The following is a 22,677-nucleotide window of genomic DNA, read 5'->3' as shown; positions in this document are numbered from 1 at the left end:
ACCGGGCCCCTCAAGCTCACGCCCCCGCCAGCTTCGCCAACGCCCGCACCCCCTCCAGCACCTCAGCCGCGGTAGGCGCATTCGCCGGATTCCCCAGACTCTGAATCATCACCCCCGACATCAACGCCGTCTGCACCATCCCCAGCGTCCGGGCGGACCGCTCGGACACGCTCTCCTCCGGCACGCTCTGCAGGATCGCCCCCATCCCCCGCCAGCCTTCCGCCATCCCTTCAGCCACCCGCGCGGCCAACTCGGGCTGCCGCCGACCTTGCAGGAACAGCTCCACCGTCGCGAGCCAGAGATCCGGATGCTCGGCGAACTGCCGGACGAGCCCCTCCCACATCCGCTCGAACGCCCGCACCGCGTCATCACCCGGCTCAGGCGCCAGCGCACGGCCAAGACTGTCGCCCCACTCGTCGAGCAGCCCGAACAGCGCCTGAGTGAGCAGCGCCTCCCGCGACCCGAAGTGATAGCCGATCGCGGCGGTGCTCACACCGGCCGCCGTGGCGATGTCGCGGACGCTGGTGCGGTCGTAACCCTTCTCGCGCAGGCACCGCTTGGCGCTCGCGAGCAGGTCTTCACGGTTTCCCATGCGACACACCGTACCAACAGATTAGCACGACCGTTTGATGCGCTCGTTTTGCACGTTCGCTTTGCGCGATCGCGCAAATCCGCGCTATGGTCCTGCCATCGCTTGATCGACACGGAGACGAACATGAACAAGACGACGAAGCTCGCATCGGCCGGCCTCGGCCTGGCCCTCCTCACCGCGTACGCACCGGCCGCTCAGGCAGCCACCACCCCCACCGTGGTCACCACGACCACCGGAGCCGTCCGCGGCACATCCGGCCCCCAGGCCCGCACCTTCCAGGGCATCCCGTACGCCACCGCCACCCGCTTCGCCGCCCCCACCCCCATCACCCCGTGGCAGGGCACCCGGGACGCCACCAAGCCCGGCAACGTGTGCGCACAACCAGCCGGCTACCCCATCGGCAAGCCCAGCCCCCACGAGGACTGCCTCAACCTCAACGTCACCACCCCCACCCCCACCCAGCCCGGCAAGCGCGACAAACTACCGGTCATCGTCTGGATCCACGGCGGCAGCCTCATGTACGGCATGGGCGACCTCTACCGCGCCGAACGCCTGGCCGCAGGCGGCGCCGTGGTGGTGTCCATGAACTACCGCCTGGGCGTCACCAGCTTCCTGACCCACCCGTCACTGCCCGACTCCGGCAGTCTGGCCCTCGACGACCAGCGCGCGGCACTGCGCTGGGTACGCGGCAACATCGCGGCGTTCGGCGGCGACCCCGGGAACGTGACGATCATGGGTCAGTCCGGCGGCGGCTTCGCCGTCTGCGGCCACCTCGCCTCCCCCGCCTCCGCGGGGCTGTTCCAGCGAGCGATCATCCAGAGCGCCCCCTGCGGGGACGCCTCCCGCACCAAGGCGGCAGCCCTCGCCGAAAGCACCGACGTCATCAAGAAGACCGGCTGCGCCGACGCCTCCGACGTGGCGAGCTGCCTGCGCGACCTCCCCATCTCCAAGCTGCTGGACGCCTACGGCACCAACCGCGAGCCCCGCCCGTACAGCGGCAGCCCCTCCCTCCCGCTCCCGGTCGAGCAGTCACTGCGCACGGGCCGCTTCAACCGCGTCCCCGTCCTCGTCGGCGTCAACCACGACGAGGAGAACGGCATGATCCTCGGCCTGGAGCTGGCCACCGGCAAGCCCATGCCCGCCGAGGACTACCGCCCTGCCATCAAGCAGGCGTACGGCCGCAACGCCGCCGCCGTCCTCCGCCGCTACCCGCCCGGCAGCTCCGCCGGCCGGACCCTGGCGGCCGTGAAGACCGACTCGACCTGGTCCACACCGACCCTCGACACCGCCCGCGCTCTGTCCCGCTGGACCACCACCCGCATGTTCGAGTTCGCCGAGCAGCAGACCCCCTGGTACGCGGGCTACCCGAAGCCCAGCTTCCCCGCCGCCGCCCAGCACATGGCCGAGCTGCCGTACCTCTTCGACCTGTCCCTGTTCGAGAAGCTGTCACCCCAGCAGTCCGCCTTCGCCGACCGGCTCATCGCCACCTGGACCCGCTTCGCCCGCACCGGCGACCCCAACGGCGGCGTCGGCGAGCAGGCGTGGCCCCGTCTGCGTGACGATCGCGGCCAGGCGGGGTGGTACGTGCAGTCGCTGAGTGGTGGAGCTTGGCAGCGGGCCGACTTCGTCAAGGATCACCAGTACCGCTTCTGGACCACCGTCATGAACTGACACCCCAGCCACGCCCCGCCCCTACGCCACCTCTGCTCCCCGAGTGCCCAAACGGCTCACGAAGACCCCGACGCCCTGCACGATCCCGACGCTTTGCACGACCCCGACGCCCTGCACGACCCCGACGCCCTGCACGACCCCGACGCCCTGCACGACCCTGACGCTCACGCAAGCTGACGCCATGACGAACTGCTGCCTTCGTGCCCCGGCTACTCCCCTCCGCTTGGCGACGGCAGCCTCACCCCGCACCACGGGCAGTACCGGATGGCGATGAAGCTGCTCCCACCGTCGTGCACCGGCAGCACGTAGCTGCGAGACTCGGCGACGTACACCACCACCGCGTTCGGGCAGTCAAAGGGATCCGCATGCGTCTCACAACGATGCTCCAGATGCCCCGCCATGTCCGCGCAACAATGCCCCGCCAAACGTCCGATGCGCCCTCTCACCCGCGCTCCTCGCCCTTCCTCCGCCGTCCAGCGGCGCCAATCCAGACCACCCTGGCTCCCGGCAAATTTCGCGACCACAAATTTCCACCGGCATGTAGAAGACGGCCGTCCGGCTCCGACCACACGGTGAAGGCGGCGCCAGACGGGCGGCGCCGACACCACAGGAGGTAGCGAGATGAACAAGGTCACCTGCGACATGGCGATGTCCCTCGACGGCTTCGTGGCCGGCCCCAACCAGACCCTCGACAAGCCCTTCGGCGACGGCGTGGACGACCGTCTGCACCAGTGGATGTTCGACGAGCCCGAGCAGCACGCCACCGTGATCGAGAACATCACCGCAGCCGGCGCGTTCATCATGGGCCGCAACATGTTCACCCCCGGCCGCGGCGACTGGGACCTGACCTGGAACGGCTACTGGGGCGAGGAGCCGCCATACCACGCGCCGGTCTTCGTCCTCACCCACCACCCGCGCGAGCCGTTGCCGATGAAGGGCGGCACGACGTTCACTTTCGTCACCGACGGCATCGAGTCGGCGATGGCTCAGGCTCGCGAGGCGGCGGGCGACCGCGACGTCGCCATCGCGGGCGGCGCAACCACCGTCAACCAGTACCTGGCGGCGGGCCTGATCGACGAGCTGCGGCTCCACGTCGCACCGGTGATCCTCGGCAGGGGCGAGCGGCTGCTCCACAACGTCGGCGACATCACCCTCGAACCCCTCGGCACCCCCACCGGCACCAGCCTCGTCACCCACCTGACGTACCGAGTGGTCCGGTGAGCCGGGTGTCACCGGATCCTGCCGCGAAGGTCGTCACCGGCGACCGTCCCGGCAGGGCTGGTGACCAGCTCCGCTTCATACACCGAGAACACGAGCTACACCCGATCACAAGCCCCGACCACCCCAAGCACAGCTCGCGACCAACTCCGCTTCATACACCGAGATCAGGAGCCTCGACCGTCCCGGGCAGGGCTCGTGACCAGCTCTGCCTCATACGCGGCGATCACGAGCTGGGCCCGATCACGAGCCTGCAGCTTCGCCAGCAGATGACCGATGTGGGTTTTCACCGTGCCGACCGTGAGGTGGAGGTGCTCTGCGATGTCGCGATTGGACAACCCCTTGGCGATCAACATCAGCACCTCGCGCTCGCGGGGCGTGACCCCATCGAGCGGTCGGGCCGCTGCCGGGACGCGCTCGGACCGCTGCAGGAACTCCCCGATGAGCCGGCGCGTGACGGTCGGCGCGAGCAGCGCCTCCCCACCGGCCACCACCCGGATCGCGCCGAGCAGCTCGGCGGCCGTGCTGTTCTTGATCAGGAAACCGCTGGCACCGGCCCGCAGCGAGGCGTACACGTATTCGTCGAGGTCGAAGGTGGTGAGGATCAGCACGCGGGTGCCGGCGCCCTGCGCAGAACCGCAGATGCGCCTGGTCGCCTCGATGCCGTCCATCTCGGGCATGCGCACGTCCATGAGGACGACGTCGGGGCGTAATTGGCCGGCCAGCCGCACCGCTTCGCTGCCGGTGCCTGCCTCGCCCACGGTCACCATTCCCGGTGTGCTGTCGATGAGCATCTTGAAGCTGTCACGCAACAGCACCTGGTCCTCGGCGAGCAGCACCCTGATGGACGAGCCCTCACCCGGCTGAGCCTCCGTCTCCAAGCGATTCACCTTTCACCCACATCCACGCTTCACGCATCCGACTGCCCGTTCGGCCCGGCTCCGCATCACACACCAGCAGAACCCTGACCGATCATCACAGCCCTGCCGCAACTGATCACACCAGCCCAGTCGACCGACGCGTCCGGTGCCGGAGAACCGATCGATACGTCCAGGCCCGCGGCCTGAAGCTGTGGCCTGGATCGATACATCCAAACCCGCGGCCTCAAGCTGTGGCTTGGATCGATATATCCAGGCCAGCGGCTTCAGGCTGCGGCCTCCGCCCGGTCGTAGGGCAGGCGGGCCACCACGTGGAAGCCGCCTTCGGCGTGGGGGCCGGCGGTGAGTGTGCCGCCGAACATCGAGGCCCGCTCCCGCATCCCGATGAGACCGTGGCCGCCCAAGGACGCCGATCGTGGCTCGCGTTGTGCCCGAGGGCCGCTGTCGAGCACTTCGATCACCGCTTGGCCGCCGTCGAGAGCCACGGTGACCGAGCATCGGGTGGGGGCTGCATGTTTGACGACGTTGGTGAGGGCCTCCTGCACGATCCGGTACGCCGACAGGGCCACCGCGGAAGGCAGCGCCGCGTCCCCGGGCACCTTGAGCTCCACGTCGACCCCGGCCGACGTCGCCTGATCCGCCAGCTCGGACAGGTCGGCCAGGCCGGGCACGGGGGCCAAGGTGTCGCGCGGGTCGCCGTCGGAGCGGAGCAGGCCGAGCACACGGCGGATCTCGGTGAGCGTGCTCTGGCTGGTCTGCTCGATGACGGTCATCGCGGCGCGCACCTCCTGGGGGTGAAGGTCGGCGACGTAGTTGGCCACGGTGGCCTTGACCGCGATCACGCTCATGCTGTGCCCGATGATGTCGTGGAGCTCTCTGGCGATGCGTCGGCGTTCGTCGGCCACCGCGGCTTCGGCGCGATGGTGGGCGAGGCGCGCGACCAGGTGCCGCTGGCGACGGACCATCACGCCGACGCCCCACGCGGCGCTCATGAAGACGCCGATCGTGCCGCCCTCCACCGGCCAGTACGGGGGTAACTCGGTGCGTTCGAGGGCGGGTGGCAGGGACGGGAGCACTTGCGTGTAGAAGACGGACACGGCGATCGCCGCGCCGGTCAGGCATCCGGCCAGGGAAGCCACTGATCGGGTGAGGGAGGCGGTGGAGGCGACCAGGTAGAGCGCGAGTGCGGTGGGGATGAACGACACCCAGATGGCGCCGGCGGCCACGGTGCCGGCGGCGGTCGCCAGCACGGCTGCCGTGCCCGCGACGATGAGCATGGCCTGGGGCCATCGCCGGCGGAAGGCGACCGGCAGGCTCATGACCGCCGCGATCGGCCAGGCCGCCCACGTCGGCAGCCAGGAGGACGGGCCCGGCGGGTCAACGAGCGCGTAGCCGAGGAGCAGGGTCAACGCTGTTGCCGCCCCGGCTTCGGCGATCACTCGCCGCGCCTGTCGTTGGGCTGGGGTCGTCATGCGGAGAAAGGTATCGCGGGGGTGTTGGGAGGGGCATCTGACCAGGGTTGGAGATTTGGTGTCCGACCGTGGTCGTAGCTGGGGGCTTTCTCGCTCTGGAGATCTGACCTTGGTTGGATGCGCCTTCTGTGGTCCGCCCGGCACGATGGCTGCCCAGTACGACGACTACCCCGGCGCCTCGCCGTGACGACACCGATGTGACGGCACCCGAGCCGCAGGCGACGCCCAGGCCGACGGCGACACCCAGACCAACGGCGGCGCCAGACCGATGGCGGCGCCCAGACCGATGGCGGCGCCCAGACCGATGGCGATGCCCAGGCCAACGGCGGCGCCCAGGCCGACGGCCGATGGCGGGACGCACAAGCGGGCGGCGACGCACAGCGGATGGCACCACACACAAGCCGGACAGAACCACACAGAGTAGGCAAAACCACACAAGTTACATAACGCCGCACGAGCCGGACCGCGCCACACAAGCAGGACCGCACCGCACGAGCAGGATGGCGCCACATGAGCCGGACGGCACCACACGAGCCGGACGGCACCAGACCCAACCCGACGGGCAGCGCCGAAAGACCAACGCCCAGCAGCCGGGCCGCCCCACATACCGGCCCGCACCTCTAACCCCCACCAGCAACGGAGCGAAAGATGATCAAGGACAGATTCCGACGGTGGCGCCGAGCGGACAGCGCCCGGCAGGCCGCCAACGCAGCGGCCTACCACCAGCAGAACCACCCGTTCCCCGGCCGCTGGATCAGCGGGATCTCCCTGGTGTGCGCCCCCGTCCTGCTCCTGACCGGCATCCTCCTCCGCATCCGCTTCCACTTCTTCTACCCCGACCAGCTCGCCGCGTACGACAGCCACCCCACCCTCATCACCACCGCCTACGCCTGTTTCGCGTTCGGCGTCGTCCTGTTGTGGCCGGGCGTCATGGCCCTGGCCCAGCGGATCGCCGCCACCCACCCGTCATGGGCCCTGTGGGGCGGCGGCCTGGTGATGTTCGGGCTGTTCACCCGCACGTTCCAGTTCGGCACCGACCACCTCTCCTTCCACCTGACCGACAGCCTGGGGACGCAGACGATGGTCGAGGCCATCGGCGACTACTACCAGTCGTGGCGGGACACGCCGTGGCACCCGTTCAAGACCCTGTCCGCACCGGCCTTCCTGGGCTGGGTGGTGCTGGCGGTGGCCGCCTACCGTTCAGGCGCCCTGGGGGTGGGCCGGGCGGTCGCCCTCGGCCTCATGTCCATGCTGGCGCTGGGCACCCTCAAGGGCACAGAGGTCCCCCAGTCGATCATCGCCGCGGCCGGGCTATGCGTGGCGCTCGTACCGTTCGGGATCCAGACGCTACGCGCGGGGCCTCGCCCCACCAACCGCGCCCTGGGCTGGATCGCCGTCTGCGTCGTCACGACCGCGCTGGCCGCGGCGTACGGTCCACGCGGATAGCGCCTCAGCCGCGGGACAGACCCAGCGGACGGGCGCGGCCCCCCGCGCGACCGCCCTCACCGCGACACAGGCACCCGTCGCGGAATCGCCATCCCCGCCAGCACCCCCAGCACCGCGATCCCCGCCGCCACGAGGAACGCCGTCCGCAGACCCTCCACCATGGCCACTCGCAACGCCTCCCCGGCCAACTCACCGCCGGTCCCCCGGTCGGCGACCGCCACCAGCACGGCCAGCCCCACCCCGCTCCCGGCCTGCAACACCGTGGACGAAAGCCCGGACACAGCCCCCTGCTCATGCCCGTCCACCCCCGTCGAGGCAAGGATGAACATGGTGGTGAACGACAGCCCGGAGCCCAGCCCGAAGCCGACGGCCCCGGCGAGCAGCCCCAGGTACGTACCGTCCGCGGACAGGCTGAACGCCAGCACCACCGTGCCGGCCACCCCCACCAGCACGCTGAGGAGCAACGTGCCGCGCAGCCCGAGCAGCGGGATCAGCCGCTCGCCGGCCAGGTTCCCCAGGGCGATGCCGATGGTCGGCCCGAGGAAGGCCAGGCCGGCCTGCATGGCGTCGTAGCCGAGGACGTCCTGGAAGTGCAGGGTCAGGAAGTAGGGCACGCACTGCAGCGTCATCCCGTACACCAGGATGGCCCCGGCGGCGGCGCTCGTGTGGCGGTTGGCGAGCAGCCGCAGCGGCATGAGCGGGCTGCGGCTGCGCGCCTCGATCACGACGAACGCGACGAGCAGCCCCACCGCCACCACCAGCGGCACCAGGACCCCGGCGGAGCTCCACCCCCACTCGGCGCCGCGTGAGATCGCGAACACCAGCCCGGTCACCCCGGCGGTCCCGGTCAACGCCCCAGGAAGGTCAAACCCACCCAGATCGGACCCGCGACCACCCGCGCCGGACGCCATCACACCACCACGCCCCGCCACCCCATCCGGCGCCAACACCCCGAATGCCCCCACAACGGCGACCACAGCCAACGGCACATTGACGAAGAAGACCGCCTCCCACCCGAACGCCCCAGTCAGCACACCCCCGAGCAACGCCCCCAGACTCATCCCACTGGCCCCGCAGACCGCCCACACGGTCATGGCCCGATTACGCGCCCGCCCCTCCTCGAACATGGTCACCACCAACGACAAGGTGGCCGGCATCAACACCGCACCCCCCACCCCCTGCAACGCCCGAGCCCCGATCAACACCCCAGCCCCATCGGCCAGCCCTCCGAGCAACGAGGCGGCCCCGTACAGAATCATCCCGAGCACGAACATCCGCCGCCTGCCGAGCAGATCCGACAAACGCCCACCGAGCAGCAGGAATCCCCCGAACGGCACGGCATACGCACTGACCACCCACTGCAGATCACGGGACGAGAACCCCACCTCACGGCCGATCTCCGGCAAGGCCACGTACACGATGGTGAAGTCGAGGGCAGTGATCATGCTGCCCAGCCCCAGCAGGACAAGAGGAATGACGAATCGCATGCCGGACAGCCTGCGGGAGCCCCCACCCGGCAACCAGCCCCGCGTCTTGGCTAGTCAATTCTTGCCTAGGCTGGGCGGGATGTCGGATCGAAGCGTTGAGCTGAGCGAGTTCCTGAAGTCCCGCCGGGCTCGGCTGCGCCCGGAGGACGTCGGCGTGCCGTTCCCGAGCAGCAACACCCGCCGGGTGCGCGGCCTGCGCCGCGAGGAGCTGGCGCTGCTGGCCGGCGTGAGCGTCACCCACTACACCCGCCTTGAGCAGGGACGCAGTCAGAACGTCTCCTCCGAGGTCCTGGACGCCATCGCCGACGTGCTGCGCCTGACCGTGGACGAGCGGGCGTACCTGCACGCGCTGGCCCACCCGGCGCACCGCTGCCGCGACGTCCCGCAGACGGCGGTGCGACCGGGGTTGCAACGGCTGCTCGACTCACTCGTGCTCACCCCGGCCTTCGTCCTGGGCCGCCACGCCAACATCGTGGCCTGGAACAAGCTCGCCGCCGCGGTCTTCGCCGACTTCGCCGCGATCCCCGACGAACGCAGGACGATCGCCCACCTGATCTTCATGGACGACGGGATCAAACGCCTGCACGGCGAACGCTGGCCGCGCCTGGCCGGCGAACACGTGGCGCAGCTACGCGTCCTGACCTCCCGCTACCCGGCGAACCCGCACGTCAAGGCACACGTAGACGCCCTGCTCCAGGAAAGCGCCGAGTTCCGCGAGCTGTGGCGGGAACACCACGTGGCCGCCGCGACGCACCGCGACTACGTCCTCGACCACCCCGACGTGGGCGAGCTGCGGCTGTCGGCGGAACTCGTCGCCCTGCCAGGTGACCCGGAGCTGCAGGGCATGGACCTGTTCGCCGCCGAGGCGGGCTCAGAATCGGAGGCCAGGCTGCGCCACCTGGCCGCCACGACCACACGGCGCCCGTCGGTTCCGGCGGGAATGCCGCACCCTCCTCCGCAGTTGGGGCGGTCATGACGACAATCGCCTTCATCGGCAGCGGACATATCGGCGGCACCGTCGCCCGGCTCTCCGCCGCGGCCGGCTATGACGTCGTGCTCAGCAACTCCCGGGGGCCCGAGACGCTCCAGGACCTGGTGGCCGAGCTGGGGCCCAAGGCCCGCGCGGCGACCCCTGCCGAAGCCGCGGCGGCCGGAGACCTGGTCGTCGTCAGTATTCCGCTGCGGGCCTACCGTGACGTGCCGGCGGAGCCGCTCGCCGGCAAGACCGTCCTCGACACGAACAACTACTACTCGCAGCGCGACGGGGACTTCGCGCAGCTCGAAGACGGCTCGACCACGTCGAGCGAGCTGCTGCAGCAGCACCTTCCCGCGTCGGCGGTCGTCAAGGTGTTCAACAACATCTACTTCGAGCATCTGAAGGCGCTACCCCGCCCCTCCGGCGCGTCCGACCGCAGCGCCCTTCCGATCGCCGGTGACGACGCCGCCGCCAAGCAGGAGGCGAGCGCGTTCCTGGACGCGATCGGCTACGACGCCGTGGACGCGGGCCCGCTGGCGGAGGGGTGGCGGTTCCAGCCGGGAACGCCGGTGTACGGCGGCTCGTACGCGGGCGACAGCGCGAACTTCTGGGAGTCGCCGGGCGTCCCGGCCGGCGCCGAGCGAATCCGGGCCAACCTGGACGCCGCCAAGCGCTGACGACCGTCAGCGGGTCCTCCACGAGGCCCCCGCGCAGCCACGCCTCAAGATCAAGCGGCGAACTCGTTGGACAGATTGATCCGAATCTCCGTATTGCGATACCCGGCACGCCGGAACGCCGCCGCCATCGGCCCATTCCCCACGTCGGTGGTGGCGGTGATCCGCGCCGCTCCGTTCGTCACGTGAATCCGGGTGATCTCGCCGAGCAGCTCGTCCACGAGCCCCCGCCCGCGCAGCTCCGGCACCACGCCGAGATACCCCACATTCACGCTGTACGGCGTCGCCGACGGAATCGCCATCCCGGCCACGTCCCCCTCGGGCGTACGGGCGATCCGCCACCACTCCCGCTTGCCCGGCGCCCCCAGGTAGAAGTCCATCTCCGCCCGCGCGGTCGCCTCCACCCCCTTCGTGGTCAGGCTCGCCCGCGTCTGAGCGTCCAGGCTTCCCTCGGCGATCCTCGCGAACACCGCCAGAAACTCCTCATCGGACGCCTGCTCGAACCGCAACCCCCCGGCCACCGCCGTTGGCACCCCGTCGCCCGGCGTCCACTCGAACTGCAGTCGTTCCACCTCCTGCGTGAGCCCCGCCGCATGCCCCGCCGCCCGCCGCCACTCCACAGCCGCCGACACCACCGGATCGTCCCGCCAGCCGCCGGCCGCCTTGATCGCGTACTGCACCGGCTTCGGAAACCCGGCCAGCGCCGCCCTGATCAGCTCAGCAGCGACCTCCGCACGCTTTTCCAAGCCTGGATCCACGTCCAGGCAGTCGAGTGCCACCGGGTGGGCGCTGTCCTTCGGCCCCCACCACAACGCCCGCCCGACCATCCGGCCGCCGGTTTCGGCGATCCAGGTCCATTCGGGGCGGTACATGTGGTCGGCCAGCTCTGCGAGATAACGGTCGGCGGGGATCCAGCCGACGGGCTCGCTGACGACCCAGGCGGTTACTCGGTCGAGTTCCGTGGGGGCGACGGCGCGGTAGGAAATCATCCCGAATGCTATCGATTCGCCCAACGGGTGAGCGATTCCCACCCTCTCAATCCCGCCAGGCTCCCTCTGACCAGATCACCCGAACGGGTACCTGCCGCCGAGCCTCGGCATCGTCAAGCACCTCACGTATCGCCCGATCGATCAGCACGACGGTCTCTTCCGGTAAGCCCGATGCCCGGAGACGGCGACGCGAACCATGATCTCTCCCTGAACCAACCGGCTCAGCTCCACCTGCCCCCGAAGCCTGAAGCCGCATCCAGGCCGAGCCATCGCTCAAGACAGCGGCCCGAAATGGCGGCGGACATAAGAATCGAAGTTGGAGCCAGTACAAGGCAGGCGCATGCCGGTTGCGACGAGGGAGTCCACGATGTTGCCGGCCGCAACCCCGTTGAGCTTCCCTTGATCACACGCTCGGGAGAGCAGCCAAATGGTGCCGTGGACTTCCAGGCCATGCGCCCGCCCCACGGCTACGGCTTCTCGGTCATCCGTGACGGCGACTCCGGGTGCCAGTTCGGCAGCAGAAATACACTGGCTTCGCCGAGGTTCCGCTCGGAAGAGCCGATGCGCCTGGTCCACTTGACGAAACACTTGATCTCATCCATCGAGTCCAGCCGCGCCACGGCAAGCCACTCCGCGTTCAGAACCGCATGAAGAGCCGGATACGTCCGAGTGCCGGTCCGCACTTCCTCCCTCACCACATGCGTGGTCAGGCACGTGTCATCCACGAGGAGGTCTCGCAACACGTCCAGACGTTCCGCGCGAGCGAAGTGATTGAGGCACATCGCATCGAAGACGAGGACACGGCCGGGGCCCGAGTCGCTCAAGGCTGCAGCTCCGCTTCATCCCGTACGGGCAGATCGGCGGCGACAAGTTGCCCACGCATGAGCTCGACCGCGCGAGGCGCTGTTATGAGGGCCTTTTTGTACGCCTCCACCACCGCATGCGCGTAACTCGGCGGCACACGAACGTGTTCAAGGTCGGGCTGGGGCGCCCAGCCGACCGCTTCCATCAACTCCGCCCTCGTGGGAGTACGTTGCCGCATCCCTCTAGCAGTGGCCTTGTCGATGGCACCCGCCTCCACTGCTTGCCGGATCGTCAAAGTCCATGAAGTCCGGTATCGGGCAGCGAGAACGACCAGGTCCTCCCTGTGCAGCGCCCCGCCACCCACTGCTGTAACCGCTCGCGTCGGAAGGAGAAGTTCCGCCGCGAAAGCATCGACGATCGCTTCTCGCCCGTCACGGGAAACGTGGACGCCCATATCAGTGGAGTACTCGTCGCCAATGATCAGGTGCCCCAGTTCGTGAGCGGCTGTGGCCCGGCGACGGCCGGGATTGCCCCGCTTGCTCACGACAGCGACGGCAAGCTCGTCTTCGATGAGTGATGCTCCTTCGCCTGGCACATCCACAACCGCGATCAGTTGCCCCAGACGCTCGCACACCCTCATCAGGGAGTCGATCGGCTCATTGTCCAAACCGACTTGCGTCCTCACCCACCAAGCCGCCCGACGGGCGTCCGACACGTCCTGAACAGGACCCTCGTAGCGCTCGATGGCAGGTGCGGTAAGTGTTCCGCTCTCGATGAGCTGCCTGACGTCGTTCAGCCATGCGGTCAGCGCCACTTCCAAGGAGTAGGACTGCCGGGCTGCCTCGGTCTCTCCGTCGTCCACCATTTCGGTACGCCTGGACACGATAAGAGGCGGCGGACTGAGAAAATAGGCCAGCGGAACATCCAGCACTGCCGACAGTTTCGACAGTTCCAGGGCATCCACCCGGCGAATGCCACGCTCGATCTTCGCGATCATCGTCCGATCAAGATTCAGGGCCGCAGCGAGCTGCTCCTGCGACATATCGGCCGCAATGCGACACTCGCGTACCCGCTCGCCGACGTCTGCCCACTCCGCGCGGTCACTCATGTTGCGATATTCGCACACGTCAGTAGTGAACGCGAGGCGGTACGACCAACGTCCGGTAATTGTTACCCCCACTAGCCTTTTGCGGTATGTGTCCCCAGTGTCGGTGAGGAGTGGTGGGCGTGGTTCCGGGCGCGCCGGCACGGCCGGGAAGACCTCGGTGACAGGTGACACCCATACCGCCGATCACGCAGTACCCGTTCGCTCGAACCCCGCCGCTCCCGGCTTCTTGCCGTTGTGACGATGAGTCGCGAGGTCACCACTTAAGCGATGCCGCCTGTCGTGACTGCGCGAGGAAGGCGTGACGACACAACCACCGCGCTTCGGACTCACGCGGAGACCCGGACCGGTCCGAAAGTCACCGTTCGTAGCCTTATGAGCCTCGGCATAGTGCACAGGGTGTTCCCCTGCCGCATCCCCTGGGTCGGATCGTGCGCCTCCCAGAAGACCTTCAACAGCTCCTCGCAGGACACCTCGGCCGGATCGAAGACGACCCTGACGGCCTCCGTGTGCCCCATGAGGCCGTACTCGGCCCCCCAGAAGCAGCCGAGCCACAGTCGGCGACCTGCCCCAACACTTAAGAACCTCTACACATTTCCGCTTAGTGAGACAAATTTGTGTTTAAGGTGGTAAGGCCCGACAATCGGGTACATGCCTGACCTCCGGCGTGGCGTCTTGTACGGGATCGCCGCCTACATCATGTGGGGCCTGTTCCCCCTGTACTGGCCGCTGCTAAAACCTTCCGGGGCCATCGAGATCCTCGCCCACCGCATGGTGTGGTCGCTGGTGACGGTTCTGGTGGTGCTGGCCGTGCGCAGGCACTGGGCGTGGGTGAAGGAGATCGCACGGCAGCCGCGCAAGCTGGGCCTGCTGGCGATCGCCGCGCTGTTCGTGACCGTGAACTGGGGTGTCTACATCTACGCGGTCAACTCGGGGCACATCGTCGAAGGCTCGCTGGGGTACTTCATCAATCCGCTGGTCAACGTGCTGTTCGGGGTGGTGTTGCTGCGGGAGCGGCTGAGGCCGCTGCAGTGGGTGGCGGTCGGGTTCGGGGCGCTGGCGGTGGTGGTGCTGACGTTCGACTACGGGCGGCTGCCGTGGGTGGCGCTCACGCTGGCGTTCAGTTTCGGCATCTACGGGCTGGTCAAGAAGCGGGCCGGGGTGGCGGGGACCGAGAGCCTGGCCGTCGAAAATCTGATCATGTTGCTGCCCGCCCTGGGATACCTGGGGTTTCTGCAGGTGGGCGGGGAGGCGACGTTCGGGCAGGAGGGCGCCGGGCATGTGCTGCTGATGGTCGGGACGGGGCTGCTGACGGCGGTGCCGCTGATCTGCTTCGGGGCGGCGGCCATCAGCGTGCCGCTGAGCACGATCGGGCTGCTGCAGTACATCGCGCCGATCCTGCAGTTCGCGTGCGGGGTGCTGGTCGCCAAGGAAGTCATGCCGTCGAGCCGGTGGATCGGGTTCTCGATCGTGTGGCTGGCGCTGGCCGTGTTCACCTACGACAGCCTGCGGGCGGCACGGAAGACCCGTACCGCCCGCAGAATCCAAGCAGCGCAGCTTCAGCCGGAGCGCTCGACCACGTAGTCGCAGAGCGACAGGAACGCGTCCTTGGCCGGGATGTCGGGCAGGCCCGAGATGTCGGCCCTGGCGCGGTTCACCCACGCCTCCAGCTCCGCCCGCGCCCGCGCCATGCCGGGGTGGGCGCGCAGCAGAGTCAGGGTCTCCTCGACGTCCTCCTCGGCCACGGGGCCCGACAGCAGGGCCGTCAGGCGCGGGGAGTCGTCGGCGGCCAGCGCGTACAGGACCGGGAGCGTCTTGATGCCCTCCCGCAGGTCCGTGCCCTGCGTCTTGCCCGACTGGGCGCCGGTGGAGGATACGTCCAGCAGGTCGTCGCCGAGCTGCCAGGCCACGCCGATCGCCTCGCAGGCCCGGCTGAGGCGCTCCTCGACGTCCGCGGGCGAGCCGGACAGCAGCGCGCCGAAGCGGCCGGAGGCGGCGATGAGCGAGCCGGTCTTGTCGGCCAGGACACCCAGGTAGTGGGCGATCGGGTCCTCGTCGGCGCGCGGGCCGACGGTCTCGCGGATCTGGCCCTGCACCAGGCGGGAGAACGTCTGGGCCTGGATGCGGATCAGCTCGGGGCCGAGGTCGGCGAGCAGGTCGGAGGCCTGGGCGAACAGGTAGTCGCCGGTGAGGATGGCCACGGTGTTGTCCCACCGGGCGTTGGCGGACGGGGAGCCCCGGCGGACCGGGGCCTCGTCCATGACGTCGTCGTGGTAGAGCGAGCCGAGGTGGGTCAGCTCGATGACCACGGCGCCGGGCACCACGCCCGGCGCCGACGGGTCTCCGAACTGGGCGGCGAGCAGCAGCATCAAGGTGCGGAACCGCTTGCCGCCCGCCTCGATGAGGTGCTTGGACACCTCGGTGACGAAGGCGTCCTCCGTCTCCACCGACGAGCGCAGGAGCTTCTCGACTGCGGCCAGTCCGTTGGCCACGTCCTGCGCCAACCGCTCGTCCGCAATGGGAAGGTCAACCACGGGAGGCGCAGACATACGAGATCCCCTTATCTGATGAACAGGCTGCTAGCAGCGTCGTTGGCAACACCGAGCACGGACTCCGGGTAGAGCCCCACCCCTACGGTAACCAGCAGCGAAACCGCGATGACGGCCACGGTCCCCATACTGGGCACCGCGATCGCCGGGCCGTCCGCCGCCGGCTCGCTGAAGAACATCAGCACGATCACGCGCACGTAGAAGAACGCGGCGACCGCCGAGGCGACCACACCCACCACGACCAGACCGGCCATCCAGCCGCCCATGGAGTCGCCGGGCTGCGTGCCGCTGTTCAGCGCGGCGGCGAACACGGCGTACTTGCCCATGAAACCGCTGGTCAGCGGGATACCGGCGAACGCCAGCAAGAAGAAGGCGAACACCCCGGACAGGACCGGCGCGCGCTTGCCGAGACCGGCCCAGCGCGACAGGTGCCCCGCCTCGCCGCCCGGGTCGCGCACCAGCGTCAGCACGGCGAACGCGCCGACCGTGGTGATCCCGTAGACCGCCAGGTAGAACAGGATCGCCTTGAGCGAGCCCGCGTTCTGCTCACCGCTGCCGTACGTGGCCATCACGCCGACCAGCAGGAAGCCGGCGTGCGCGATGGACGAGTACGCCAGCATGCGCTTGATCTCGGTCTGCGTGATCGCCAGGATCGAGCCGACGATCATCGTGAGCGCGGCGACGGCCCAGATGACCGGCCGCCACTCCCAGTCGAGGTTGCCCAGACCCACCCAGAACACCCGCAGCACGGCGCCGACGGCCGCCACCAGCGTGCCGGAGGCCATCAGGGCGGTGATCGGGGTCGGCGCGCCCTGGTAGACGTCCGGCTTCCAGGCCTGGAACGGCGCCGCGCCGATCTTGAACAGCAGGCCCACGCCGAGCAGCGCGAACCCGACCAGCAGCAGCGGGTCGAGCGTGTTGCCCGCGGCCATGGCCTGGTTGATGCCGGGCAGCGAGACGGTGCCGGCGAAGCCGTACACCATGGCGGTGCCGTACAGGAAGAACGCCGAGGAGAACGCGCCCAGCAGGAAGTACTTCATGGAAGCCTCCTGCGACAGGAGGCGGCGCCTGCGGGCCAGGCCGCACAGCAGGTACAGCGGCAGCGACATGACCTCCAGGGCCACGAACATCATCAGCAGGTCGTGCGCGGCCGGGAAGAGCAGCATGCCGCCCACGGCGAACAGCACCAGCGGGTAGACCTCGGTGTGGCCGGTGCCGTTGTCGTGCGCCTCGGCCTCCTCCTCGTCGGCACTGCCCGGCACGGCCGCGGCGGAGGCCACGAAGTGCCCCTCGTCGTTGATCAGCAGCACACAGACGAACGACAGGACGAGGATGATGCCCCAGATGAACAGGGCGGGCCCGTCCACCGCGACCGCGCCCATGGCGGAGGCCGTGGTGGACACCTGGCCGCGCACGGTCTGCACCAGCACCAGCGCGAACGCGCCGGCCAGGCTCAGCAGCGTGAGCGGCACGTGGATGGACTTGCGCAGGTAGCGCGGCGCGAACGCCTCGACGAGCACGCCGATGCAGGCCGCGCCGAAGATGATCAGCAGCGGCGCCAGCGTGCCGTACTCGATCGTCGGCGCTTCGATGGCGGGGTTCACTGACCTGTCCCCTTCTCAGCGATGGTGGAGGTGGGCACCTTCACGTTGGTCAGCGTCTGTTGCACAGACGGGTTGATCACATCGAGCAGCGGCTTGGGGAAGAAGCCGAAGCCGATGATGAGGGCGACCAGCGGGGCCAGCACCCAGATCTCGCGGGCGTTCAGGTCCTTGAACGCCTTGACCGGCTCGGCCGTCGGCCCGTTGATGGTCCGCTGGACCATCCACAGGATGTAGACGGCCGCGAGGATCACGGCCACCGCGGAGATGATCGCGGCCACCGTCAGCGCGCCCGAGCCGTGGGCGGTGCTGGAGTACGTGCCGATCATCACCATGAACTCGCTGACGAACGACGACAGGCCCGGCAGCGAGAGCCCGGCCAGACCGGCGACCAGGAAGAAGCCCGCGAGCACCGGCGCGACCTTCTGGACGCCTCCGTAGTCGCTGATGAACGGCGACCCGCGCCTGGCGATGAGGAAGCCCGCCGCCAGGAACAGCGCGCCGGTGGCGAAGCCGTGGTTGACCATGTAGAGCGCCGCGCCGGACTGGGCGACGGCCGACATGGCGAACACGCCGAGGACGATGAAGCCGAAGTGCGAGATCGACGTGTAGGCGATGAGCCGCTTCATGTCGGTCTGGCCGATCGCCACGATGGCGCCGTAGATGATGCTGATGACCGCCAGCACGACGATCGGCATCGTGAACGCCTTGGCGGCGTCCGGGAACAGCTCCAGGCAGAAGCGCAGCATGCCGAACGTGCCGACCTTGTCCAGCACGCCCACCAGCAGCACCGCGGCGCCGGCCGGGGCCTGCGCGGCCGCGTCGGGCAGCCAGGTGTGCACCGGCCACAGCGGCGCCTTGATGGCGAAGGCGATGAAGAAGCCGCCGAACAGCCACTTCTGCATCGTCGGGTCCTGGATGGCCCCGACGAGCTCGGGGAACATGAACGTCTGCTTGCCTGCGACGAAGTACAGCCCGATGACCGCGACCAGCATCAGCAGGCCGCCGAAGAGCGAGTACAGCAGGAACTTGACGGCCGCGTAGGACCGCTGGGCGCCGCCGTACGACCCGATCATGAAGTACATCGGGATCAGCATGGCTTCGAAGAAGACGTAGAACAGGAAGATGTCGGTCGCCGCGAAGACGCCGATCATCATCGCTTCCAGGACGAGCAGCAGCGAGAAGTACGTCTTCACCGACCGCTTCGGCGCGATCACCGTGCCGTCGGCCGTCTTGACCCCGTCGGCATCGTGCCACGAGGCCAGGATCACGATCGGCACCAGCACCGCCGACAGGGCGATGAGCACCAGCGCCACGCCGTCCACGCCGACCCCGAACTTCACGCCGAAGCTCGGGATCCAGTTGTACTCGGCGCGGAACTGGAAGCGCTCGCCGGACGGCGAGAACCCGGCCGCCACGATGCCCGTGAGGACCAGCACCAGCAGCGAGACGAGCAGCGCTACCTGCTTGGCCAGCTTGTCACTGCCCTTGGGAAGCAGGGCCACCACGATGGCGCCCACCACGGGCACCGCCATGAGTATCGGAAGCCAGGGTGACATCAGATGTTCCCAACGAGGAGCAGGGCGCCGGTCAGCAGGGCGGCACCGATGAAGATGGACAGCGCGTACGTTCTGGCGAAGCCCGTCTGGACCCGCCGAAGGCGCCCGGAGCTGCCGCCGATGCCCGCCGCCAGGCCGTTGACGATCCCGTCGATGCCGCGGTTGTCGAAGAACACCGCGAGGCGGGTCAGCCACTGGCCGGGACGCATGAAGAGCGACTCGTTGAGCGCGTCACCGTAGAGGTCGCGCCGGGCGAACGTGGTGAGGAAGGAGCCGCGCGGCTGCACCGACGGCACCTCGACCCGGCCGTACCTCATCCAGGCGATGATCACACCGACCGCGACCAGGCCCAGCGTCGCCAGACCGGACGGGGCGAAGGGCGCGAAGTGCGGCAGAACCTCGGGCTGGCCGACGGCCGGGGCCAGGAACAGCAGGAGGCGGTTGCTCAGAACGAGGTAGGCGCCCAGGCCCAGCGCGCCCAGCGAGAGGATCATCAGCGGCACCGTCATGACGAGCGGCGACTCGTGCGGGTGCGCGTCGTCGGCCCACCGCTTCTCCCCGAAGAAGGTCATGAAGACCATCCGCGACATGTAGAAGCCGGTGATCCCGGCGCCCAGCACGGCCAGCCAGCCCAGGATCGGCTGGTGGTGCACCGCGGTCTCGATGATGCCGTCCTTGGTGAAGTAACCGGACAGCAGCGGGAACCCGATGATCGCCAGGTAGCCGATGAAGAACGTGATGAACGTGATCGGCATGAACTTCCGCAGGCCACCGTACTTGCGCATGTTGACTTCGTCGTTCATGCCGTGCATGACCGAACCGGCGCCGAGGAACATGTCGGCCTTGAAGAAGCCGTGCGTGATCAGGTGACCGATCGCGAAGGCGTACCCCGCCGGGCCGAGGCCCGCGCCGAGCATCATGTAGCCGATCTGCGACATCGTCGAGCCGGCCAGGCCCTTCTTGATGTCGTCCTTGGCGCAACCGATGATCGCACCGGCGAGCAGCGTGGCCGCGCCGACGATGGCGACGGCGAGCGCGGCGCCCGAGCCCTCGGGGAAGAAGAACGCCCCGGAGCGGACGACCAGGTAGACGCCCGCGGTGACCATGGTCGCGGCGTGGATGAGGGCCGAGACCGGGGTCGGGCCCTCCATGGCGTCGAGCAGCCAGGACTGCAGCGGGAGCTGCGCCGACTTGCCGCAGGCACCCAGGAGCAGCAGCAGGCCGATGGCGAGCGTGGTGCCGCTCTCGGCGCCGTTGACCGGGATGTCCTTGAACGCGAGCGAGCCGAACGTGGTCCAGATGACGAACATGCCGACCAGCAGGCCGAAGTCACCGACGCGGTTGACGACGAACGCCTTCTTGGCCGCGACCGCCGCCGACGGCTTGAACTGCCAGAAGCCGATCAGCAGGTACGAGGCCAGGCCGACGCCCTCCCAGCCGATGAACAGCCCGACGTAGTTGTCGGCCAGCACCAGCAGGAGCATCGCGGCCACGAACAGGTTCAGGTAGGCGAAGAACCTGCGCCGGTGCTCGTCATGCGACATGTAGCCGATCGAGTAGATGTGGATCAGCGAGCCCACACCGGTGATCAGCAGCGCGAAGCTGATGGACAGGGGGTCGATGAGCAGCCCCATGTCGACCATGCCGGGAATGAACTCGTACAGGTGCACCGCCCGGCGGCGCTCCTCCGCCCCGAACCCGATCAGCTCGAAGAACGCCAGCACCGCCACGACGAACGAGGCGAGGGACATGGCCACGCCCAGCAGATGGCCCCAGCGGTTGGTGAACCGGTTGAACACCAGCAGGATGAACGCCCCGATCAACGGGAGGGCGATCATCAGCCAGGCGTTGCCGATCACTCCACCGGTGTGCGGCGTGATCTCAGCGATATGAGATTCCACCAGTCACCTCAGTACTTCAGCAGGTTCGCGTCGTCGACGGACGCGGACCTGCGGGTTCGGAAGATCGTCACGATGATGGCCAGGCCTACCACGACCTCGGCCGCGGCCACCACCATCACGAAGAACGCGATGATCTGGCCTTCCAGGTTGCCGACCTGCCTGGAGAAGGTGACGAAGGCGAGGTTGCAGGCGTTGAGCATGAGCTCGACGCACATGAACACCACGATCGCGTTGCGCCTGATCAGCACGCCCATGGCGCCGATGGCGAACAGGATGCCGGACAGGACGAGGTAGTGCGTGGTCACTTGGTCACCTCATTGGTCTCGGCGTCCTTCTCCGCCTCGGTCGGGGCCTCGTCGATCTCGGCCGTGTGCTTGATCGCCTCGGCGAGCTTGGGGTCCTCGGGCAGGTGGTCGTGCTCGACGTCGTAGCGCGCGATGTAGCGGTTGACCGAGTCCTCCGCGACGGAGCCGTCGGGCAGCAGCGCCGGCATGTCGATGGCGTTGCTCCTGGCGTACGTGCCGGGACCCGGCAGCGGCGAGGGGCGGTCGCCGAGGAAGCGGGCGCGGGACAGGTCCTTCTGCGTGACCTTCTCGGTGAGCTTCTCGCGGTGCGCGAGCACCATGGCGGCCAGCGCGGCCGTGATGAGCAGCGCGGAGGTGATCTCGAACGCGAACACGTACTTGGTGAACAGCAGCAGCGCGATCGAGCGGATGTAGCCGCCCTGCCCGGTGGCCTGCGCCAGGCCGACCTCCGGAGCGAAGATCGCGTTGCCGACGGCCATCACGATGAGCACCAGGAAGCCGAGGCCCGCGATGATCGCCCAGAAGCGCTGTCCCTTGAGCGTCTCCACGAAGGAGTCGGAGGAGTCGACGCCCACGAGCATGAGCACGAACAGGAAGAGCATCATGATCGCGCCGGTGTAGACGATGATCTGCACCGCGGCCAGGAAGGGCGCGTCCTGCACGGCGTACAGGACGGCCAGGCAGAGCATCACGGTGCCGAGCATCAGCGCGGAGTACACGGCCTTGCGGTTGAAGACCATGCCGAGCGCGGCGCCGACGGAGACGACGGCGAGCACCCAGAAAGTGATGGTCTCACCCATTGGTCCGCCCCAGCCGGTAGTAGTCCTCTTCGGTCTCACCGAGCCGCATGGGGTGCGGCGGCTGCTCCATGCCCTGGGTCAACGGCGCGAGCAGCATCTCCTTGGTGTAGATGAGGCTCTCGCGGTTGGTGTCGGCGAGCTCGTACTCGTTGGTCATGGTGAGCGCGCGAGTCGGGCAGGCCTCGATGCACAGGCCGCACAGGATGCACCGCAGATAGTTGATCTGGTACGTGCGCCCGTAGCGCTCACCGGGCGAGAAGCGCTCCTCCTCGGTGTTGTCCGCGCCTTCGACGTAGATCGCGTCGGCCGGACACGCCCAGGCGCACAGCTCGCACCCGACGCACTTCTCCAGCCCGTCCGGCCAGCGGTTGAGCTGGTGACGCCCGTGGAAGCGAGGAGCCGTGGGCTTCTTCTCCTCCGGGTAGTTCGTCGTGACGGGCTTCTTGAACATCGTGTGGAAGGTGACCCCGAAGCCCTTGACGGGGTTCAGCCAATCAGTTAGTCCCACTGGGAATCTCCTTGTGCTGCACCCCGTGGTAGTGCGGCAGGTCGAGCGGCGGCACAGGGAAGCCACCGGCCGCCGGCTCCTCGGACAGTTCCTCGAACTCGGCCTCCACCTGCGCCTTCTTCGCTTCCTTACGCCGCTGGTT

21 protein-coding genes and 1 pseudogene are annotated in these 22,677 nt (G+C 68.5%); 6 read left to right on the top strand and 16 right to left on the bottom strand.

Annotation, left to right across the window (positions count from 1 at the left end; genetic code table 11):
• Window positions 1-16: 16 nt before the first annotated feature.
• Window positions 17-592: a TetR/AcrR family transcriptional regulator gene (locus FXF51_RS05215; protein WP_148433111.1), complete on the bottom strand. Its 576-nt coding sequence runs from the start codon at window positions 590-592 to the stop codon at window positions 17-19.
• Window positions 593-715: 123 nt separating this feature from the next.
• On the opposite strand from FXF51_RS05215, the gene FXF51_RS05210 reads away from it, so the two are divergent.
• Window positions 716-2,263, top strand: a complete 1,548-nt coding sequence (locus FXF51_RS05210) for a carboxylesterase/lipase family protein (RefSeq protein WP_148433110.1) — start codon at window positions 716-718, stop codon at window positions 2,261-2,263.
• A 209-nt stretch (window positions 2,264-2,472) separates the two neighbouring features.
• Here FXF51_RS05210 and FXF51_RS63645 read toward each other — a convergent pair whose 3' ends face one another.
• The gene (locus tag FXF51_RS63645) at window positions 2,473-2,907 is read right to left on the bottom strand and encodes a DUF6980 family protein (protein WP_411268345.1); all 435 of its coding nucleotides are present in this window, start codon (window positions 2,905-2,907) and stop codon (window positions 2,473-2,475) included.
• Here FXF51_RS63645 and FXF51_RS05195 point away from each other — a divergent pair.
• Complete coding sequence (locus FXF51_RS05195) at window positions 2,885-3,484, top strand: dihydrofolate reductase family protein (protein WP_148433108.1); 600 nt, start codon at window positions 2,885-2,887, stop codon at window positions 3,482-3,484. The genes FXF51_RS63645 and FXF51_RS05195 overlap by 23 nt on opposite strands.
• 164 nt (window positions 3,485-3,648) lie before the next feature.
• Here FXF51_RS05195 and FXF51_RS05190 read toward each other — a convergent pair whose 3' ends face one another.
• Both FXF51_RS05190 and FXF51_RS05185 read right to left on the bottom strand, forming a co-directional pair.
• Window positions 3,649-4,326: a response regulator gene (locus FXF51_RS05190; RefSeq protein WP_262379336.1), complete on the bottom strand. Its 678-nt coding sequence runs from the start codon at window positions 4,324-4,326 to the stop codon at window positions 3,649-3,651.
• Window positions 4,327-4,625: 299 nt separating this feature from the next.
• Window positions 4,626-5,831, bottom strand: a complete 1,206-nt coding sequence (locus FXF51_RS05185; protein WP_222871134.1) for a sensor histidine kinase — start codon at window positions 5,829-5,831, stop codon at window positions 4,626-4,628.
• A 648-nt stretch (window positions 5,832-6,479) separates the two neighbouring features.
• Between FXF51_RS05185 and FXF51_RS05175 the strand changes: the two genes are divergently transcribed.
• The gene (locus tag FXF51_RS05175) at window positions 6,480-7,277 is read left to right on the top strand and encodes a hypothetical protein (protein WP_148433107.1); all 798 of its coding nucleotides are present in this window, start codon (window positions 6,480-6,482) and stop codon (window positions 7,275-7,277) included.
• 56 nt (window positions 7,278-7,333) lie between these two features.
• Here FXF51_RS05175 and FXF51_RS05170 read toward each other — a convergent pair whose 3' ends face one another.
• Entirely contained in the window at window positions 7,334-8,764 is a 1,431-nt protein-coding gene (locus FXF51_RS05170; protein WP_148433106.1) for an MFS transporter, read from the bottom strand.
• 79 nt (window positions 8,765-8,843) lie between these two features.
• On the opposite strand from FXF51_RS05170, the gene FXF51_RS05165 reads away from it, so the two are divergent.
• Together FXF51_RS05165 and FXF51_RS05160 are read left to right on the top strand one after the other, a co-directional pair.
• Window positions 8,844-9,740, top strand: a complete 897-nt coding sequence (locus tag FXF51_RS05165; RefSeq protein ID WP_148433105.1) for a helix-turn-helix domain-containing protein — start codon at window positions 8,844-8,846, stop codon at window positions 9,738-9,740.
• Window positions 9,737-10,417, top strand: a complete 681-nt coding sequence (locus FXF51_RS05160; protein ID WP_148433104.1) for an NADPH-dependent F420 reductase — start codon at window positions 9,737-9,739, stop codon at window positions 10,415-10,417. The genes FXF51_RS05165 and FXF51_RS05160 overlap by 4 nt, the downstream gene beginning before the upstream one ends.
• A 50-nt stretch (window positions 10,418-10,467) precedes the next feature.
• On the opposite strand, the gene FXF51_RS05155 is transcribed toward FXF51_RS05160, so the two are convergent.
• The 4 genes and pseudogenes from FXF51_RS05155 to FXF51_RS05140 all read right to left on the bottom strand — a co-directional run.
• Window positions 10,468-11,403, bottom strand: coding sequence for a GNAT family N-acetyltransferase (locus tag FXF51_RS05155; RefSeq protein ID WP_148433103.1), 936 nt, complete (start codon window positions 11,401-11,403; stop codon window positions 10,468-10,470).
• A 467-nt stretch (window positions 11,404-11,870) separates the two neighbouring features.
• The gene (locus FXF51_RS05150; RefSeq protein ID WP_148433102.1) at window positions 11,871-12,227 is read right to left on the bottom strand and encodes a hypothetical protein; all 357 of its coding nucleotides are present in this window, start codon (window positions 12,225-12,227) and stop codon (window positions 11,871-11,873) included.
• Window positions 12,224-13,315 (bottom strand): helix-turn-helix domain-containing protein, encoded by a 1,092-nt coding sequence (locus FXF51_RS05145; RefSeq protein ID WP_148433101.1) that lies wholly within the window; start codon window positions 13,313-13,315, stop codon window positions 12,224-12,226. Before FXF51_RS05145 ends, FXF51_RS05150 begins: the two co-directional genes overlap by 4 nt.
• 377 nt (window positions 13,316-13,692) lie before the next feature.
• Window positions 13,693-13,863: pseudogene (locus tag FXF51_RS05140) on the bottom strand (peptide-methionine (S)-S-oxide reductase); the annotation flags it as partial.
• 100 nt (window positions 13,864-13,963) lie between these two features.
• On the opposite strand from FXF51_RS05140, the gene rarD reads away from it, so the two are divergent.
• Window positions 13,964-14,896 (top strand): EamA family transporter RarD, encoded by a 933-nt coding sequence (rarD, locus tag FXF51_RS05135; protein WP_148433100.1) that lies wholly within the window; start codon window positions 13,964-13,966, stop codon window positions 14,894-14,896.
• On the opposite strand, the gene FXF51_RS05130 is transcribed toward rarD, so the two are convergent.
• The 7 genes from FXF51_RS05130 to nuoI all read right to left on the bottom strand — a co-directional run bounded on the left by FXF51_RS05130 (window position 14,872) and on the right by nuoI (window position 22,535).
• Entirely contained in the window at window positions 14,872-15,861 is a 990-nt protein-coding gene (locus tag FXF51_RS05130; protein ID WP_148433099.1) for a polyprenyl synthetase family protein, read from the bottom strand. The two genes, rarD and FXF51_RS05130, sit on opposite strands and share 25 nt — an antisense overlap.
• An 11-nt stretch (window positions 15,862-15,872) precedes the next feature.
• Window positions 15,873-17,465, bottom strand: a complete 1,593-nt coding sequence (gene nuoN, locus FXF51_RS05125; protein ID WP_148433098.1) for an NADH-quinone oxidoreductase subunit NuoN — start codon at window positions 17,463-17,465, stop codon at window positions 15,873-15,875.
• On the bottom strand, window positions 17,462-19,021 hold the full coding sequence (locus tag FXF51_RS05120) for an NADH-quinone oxidoreductase subunit M (RefSeq protein ID WP_148433097.1): 1,560 nt from the start codon (window positions 19,019-19,021) through the stop codon (window positions 17,462-17,464). The genes nuoN and FXF51_RS05120 overlap by 4 nt, the downstream gene beginning before the upstream one ends.
• Window positions 19,021-20,859 carry an NADH-quinone oxidoreductase subunit L gene (nuoL, locus tag FXF51_RS05115; RefSeq protein WP_262379335.1) on the bottom strand — a complete coding sequence of 613 codons (1,839 nt, stop codon included), beginning with the start codon at window positions 20,857-20,859 and terminating at the stop codon, window positions 19,021-19,023. The genes FXF51_RS05120 and nuoL overlap by 1 nt, the downstream gene beginning before the upstream one ends.
• Before the next feature lie 71 nt (window positions 20,860-20,930).
• On the bottom strand, window positions 20,931-21,227 hold the full coding sequence (gene nuoK / locus FXF51_RS05110) for an NADH-quinone oxidoreductase subunit NuoK (RefSeq protein ID WP_148433096.1): 297 nt from the start codon (window positions 21,225-21,227) through the stop codon (window positions 20,931-20,933).
• A complete protein-coding gene (locus tag FXF51_RS05105; protein WP_148433095.1) occupies window positions 21,224-22,027 on the bottom strand; it encodes an NADH-quinone oxidoreductase subunit J in 804 nt (267 codons plus the stop codon). Before FXF51_RS05105 ends, nuoK begins: the two co-directional genes overlap by 4 nt.
• Window positions 22,020-22,535 carry an NADH-quinone oxidoreductase subunit NuoI gene (gene nuoI / locus FXF51_RS05100; RefSeq protein WP_148433094.1) on the bottom strand — a complete coding sequence of 172 codons (516 nt, stop codon included), beginning with the start codon at window positions 22,533-22,535 and terminating at the stop codon, window positions 22,020-22,022. Before nuoI ends, FXF51_RS05105 begins: the two co-directional genes overlap by 8 nt.
• Window positions 22,536-22,677: the final 142 nt, after the last annotated feature.

The sequence above is a fragment of the Nonomuraea sp. PA05 genome (assembly GCF_008086045.1).
Classification (GTDB): domain Bacteria; phylum Actinomycetota; class Actinomycetes; order Streptosporangiales; family Streptosporangiaceae; genus Nonomuraea; species Nonomuraea monospora.
This window is presented reverse-complemented; position numbering and strand designations above follow the sequence as displayed.

Excerpts from the sequence above, each read along its gene's own strand:
- FXF51_RS05195 (WP_148433108.1), top strand. The coding sequence starts at position 2,885 with ATGAACAAGGTCACCTGCGACATGGCGATGTCCCTCGACGGCTTCGTG.
- FXF51_RS05120 (WP_148433097.1), bottom strand. The coding sequence starts at position 19,021 with ATGTCACCCTGGCTTCCGATACTCATGGCGGTGCCCGTGGTGGGCGCC.
- FXF51_RS05170 (WP_148433106.1), bottom strand. The coding sequence starts at position 8,764 with ATGCGATTCGTCATTCCTCTTGTCCTGCTGGGGCTGGGCAGCATGATC.
- FXF51_RS05175 (WP_148433107.1), top strand. The coding sequence starts at position 6,480 with ATGATCAAGGACAGATTCCGACGGTGGCGCCGAGCGGACAGCGCCCGG.
- FXF51_RS05210 (WP_148433110.1), top strand. The coding sequence starts at position 716 with ATGAACAAGACGACGAAGCTCGCATCGGCCGGCCTCGGCCTGGCCCTC.
- FXF51_RS05130 (WP_148433099.1), bottom strand. The coding sequence starts at position 15,861 with ATGTCTGCGCCTCCCGTGGTTGACCTTCCCATTGCGGACGAGCGGTTG.
- rarD (WP_148433100.1), top strand. The coding sequence starts at position 13,964 with ATGCCTGACCTCCGGCGTGGCGTCTTGTACGGGATCGCCGCCTACATC.
- FXF51_RS05185 (WP_222871134.1), bottom strand. The coding sequence starts at position 5,831 with ATGACGACCCCAGCCCAACGACAGGCGCGGCGAGTGATCGCCGAAGCC.
- FXF51_RS05145 (WP_148433101.1), bottom strand. The coding sequence starts at position 13,315 with ATGAGTGACCGCGCGGAGTGGGCAGACGTCGGCGAGCGGGTACGCGAG.
- nuoL (WP_262379335.1), bottom strand. The coding sequence starts at position 20,859 with ATGATCGCCCTCCCGTTGATCGGGGCGTTCATCCTGCTGGTGTTCAAC.
- FXF51_RS05155 (WP_148433103.1), bottom strand. The coding sequence starts at position 11,403 with ATGATTTCCTACCGCGCCGTCGCCCCCACGGAACTCGACCGAGTAACC.
- FXF51_RS63645 (WP_411268345.1), bottom strand. The coding sequence starts at position 2,907 with ATGTCGCAGGTGACCTTGTTCATCTCGCTACCTCCTGTGGTGTCGGCG.
- FXF51_RS05160 (WP_148433104.1), top strand. The coding sequence starts at position 9,737 with ATGACGACAATCGCCTTCATCGGCAGCGGACATATCGGCGGCACCGTC.
- FXF51_RS05215 (WP_148433111.1), bottom strand. The coding sequence starts at position 592 with ATGGGAAACCGTGAAGACCTGCTCGCGAGCGCCAAGCGGTGCCTGCGC.
- FXF51_RS05165 (WP_148433105.1), top strand. The coding sequence starts at position 8,844 with ATGTCGGATCGAAGCGTTGAGCTGAGCGAGTTCCTGAAGTCCCGCCGG.
- FXF51_RS05105 (WP_148433095.1), bottom strand. The coding sequence starts at position 22,027 with ATGGGTGAGACCATCACTTTCTGGGTGCTCGCCGTCGTCTCCGTCGGC.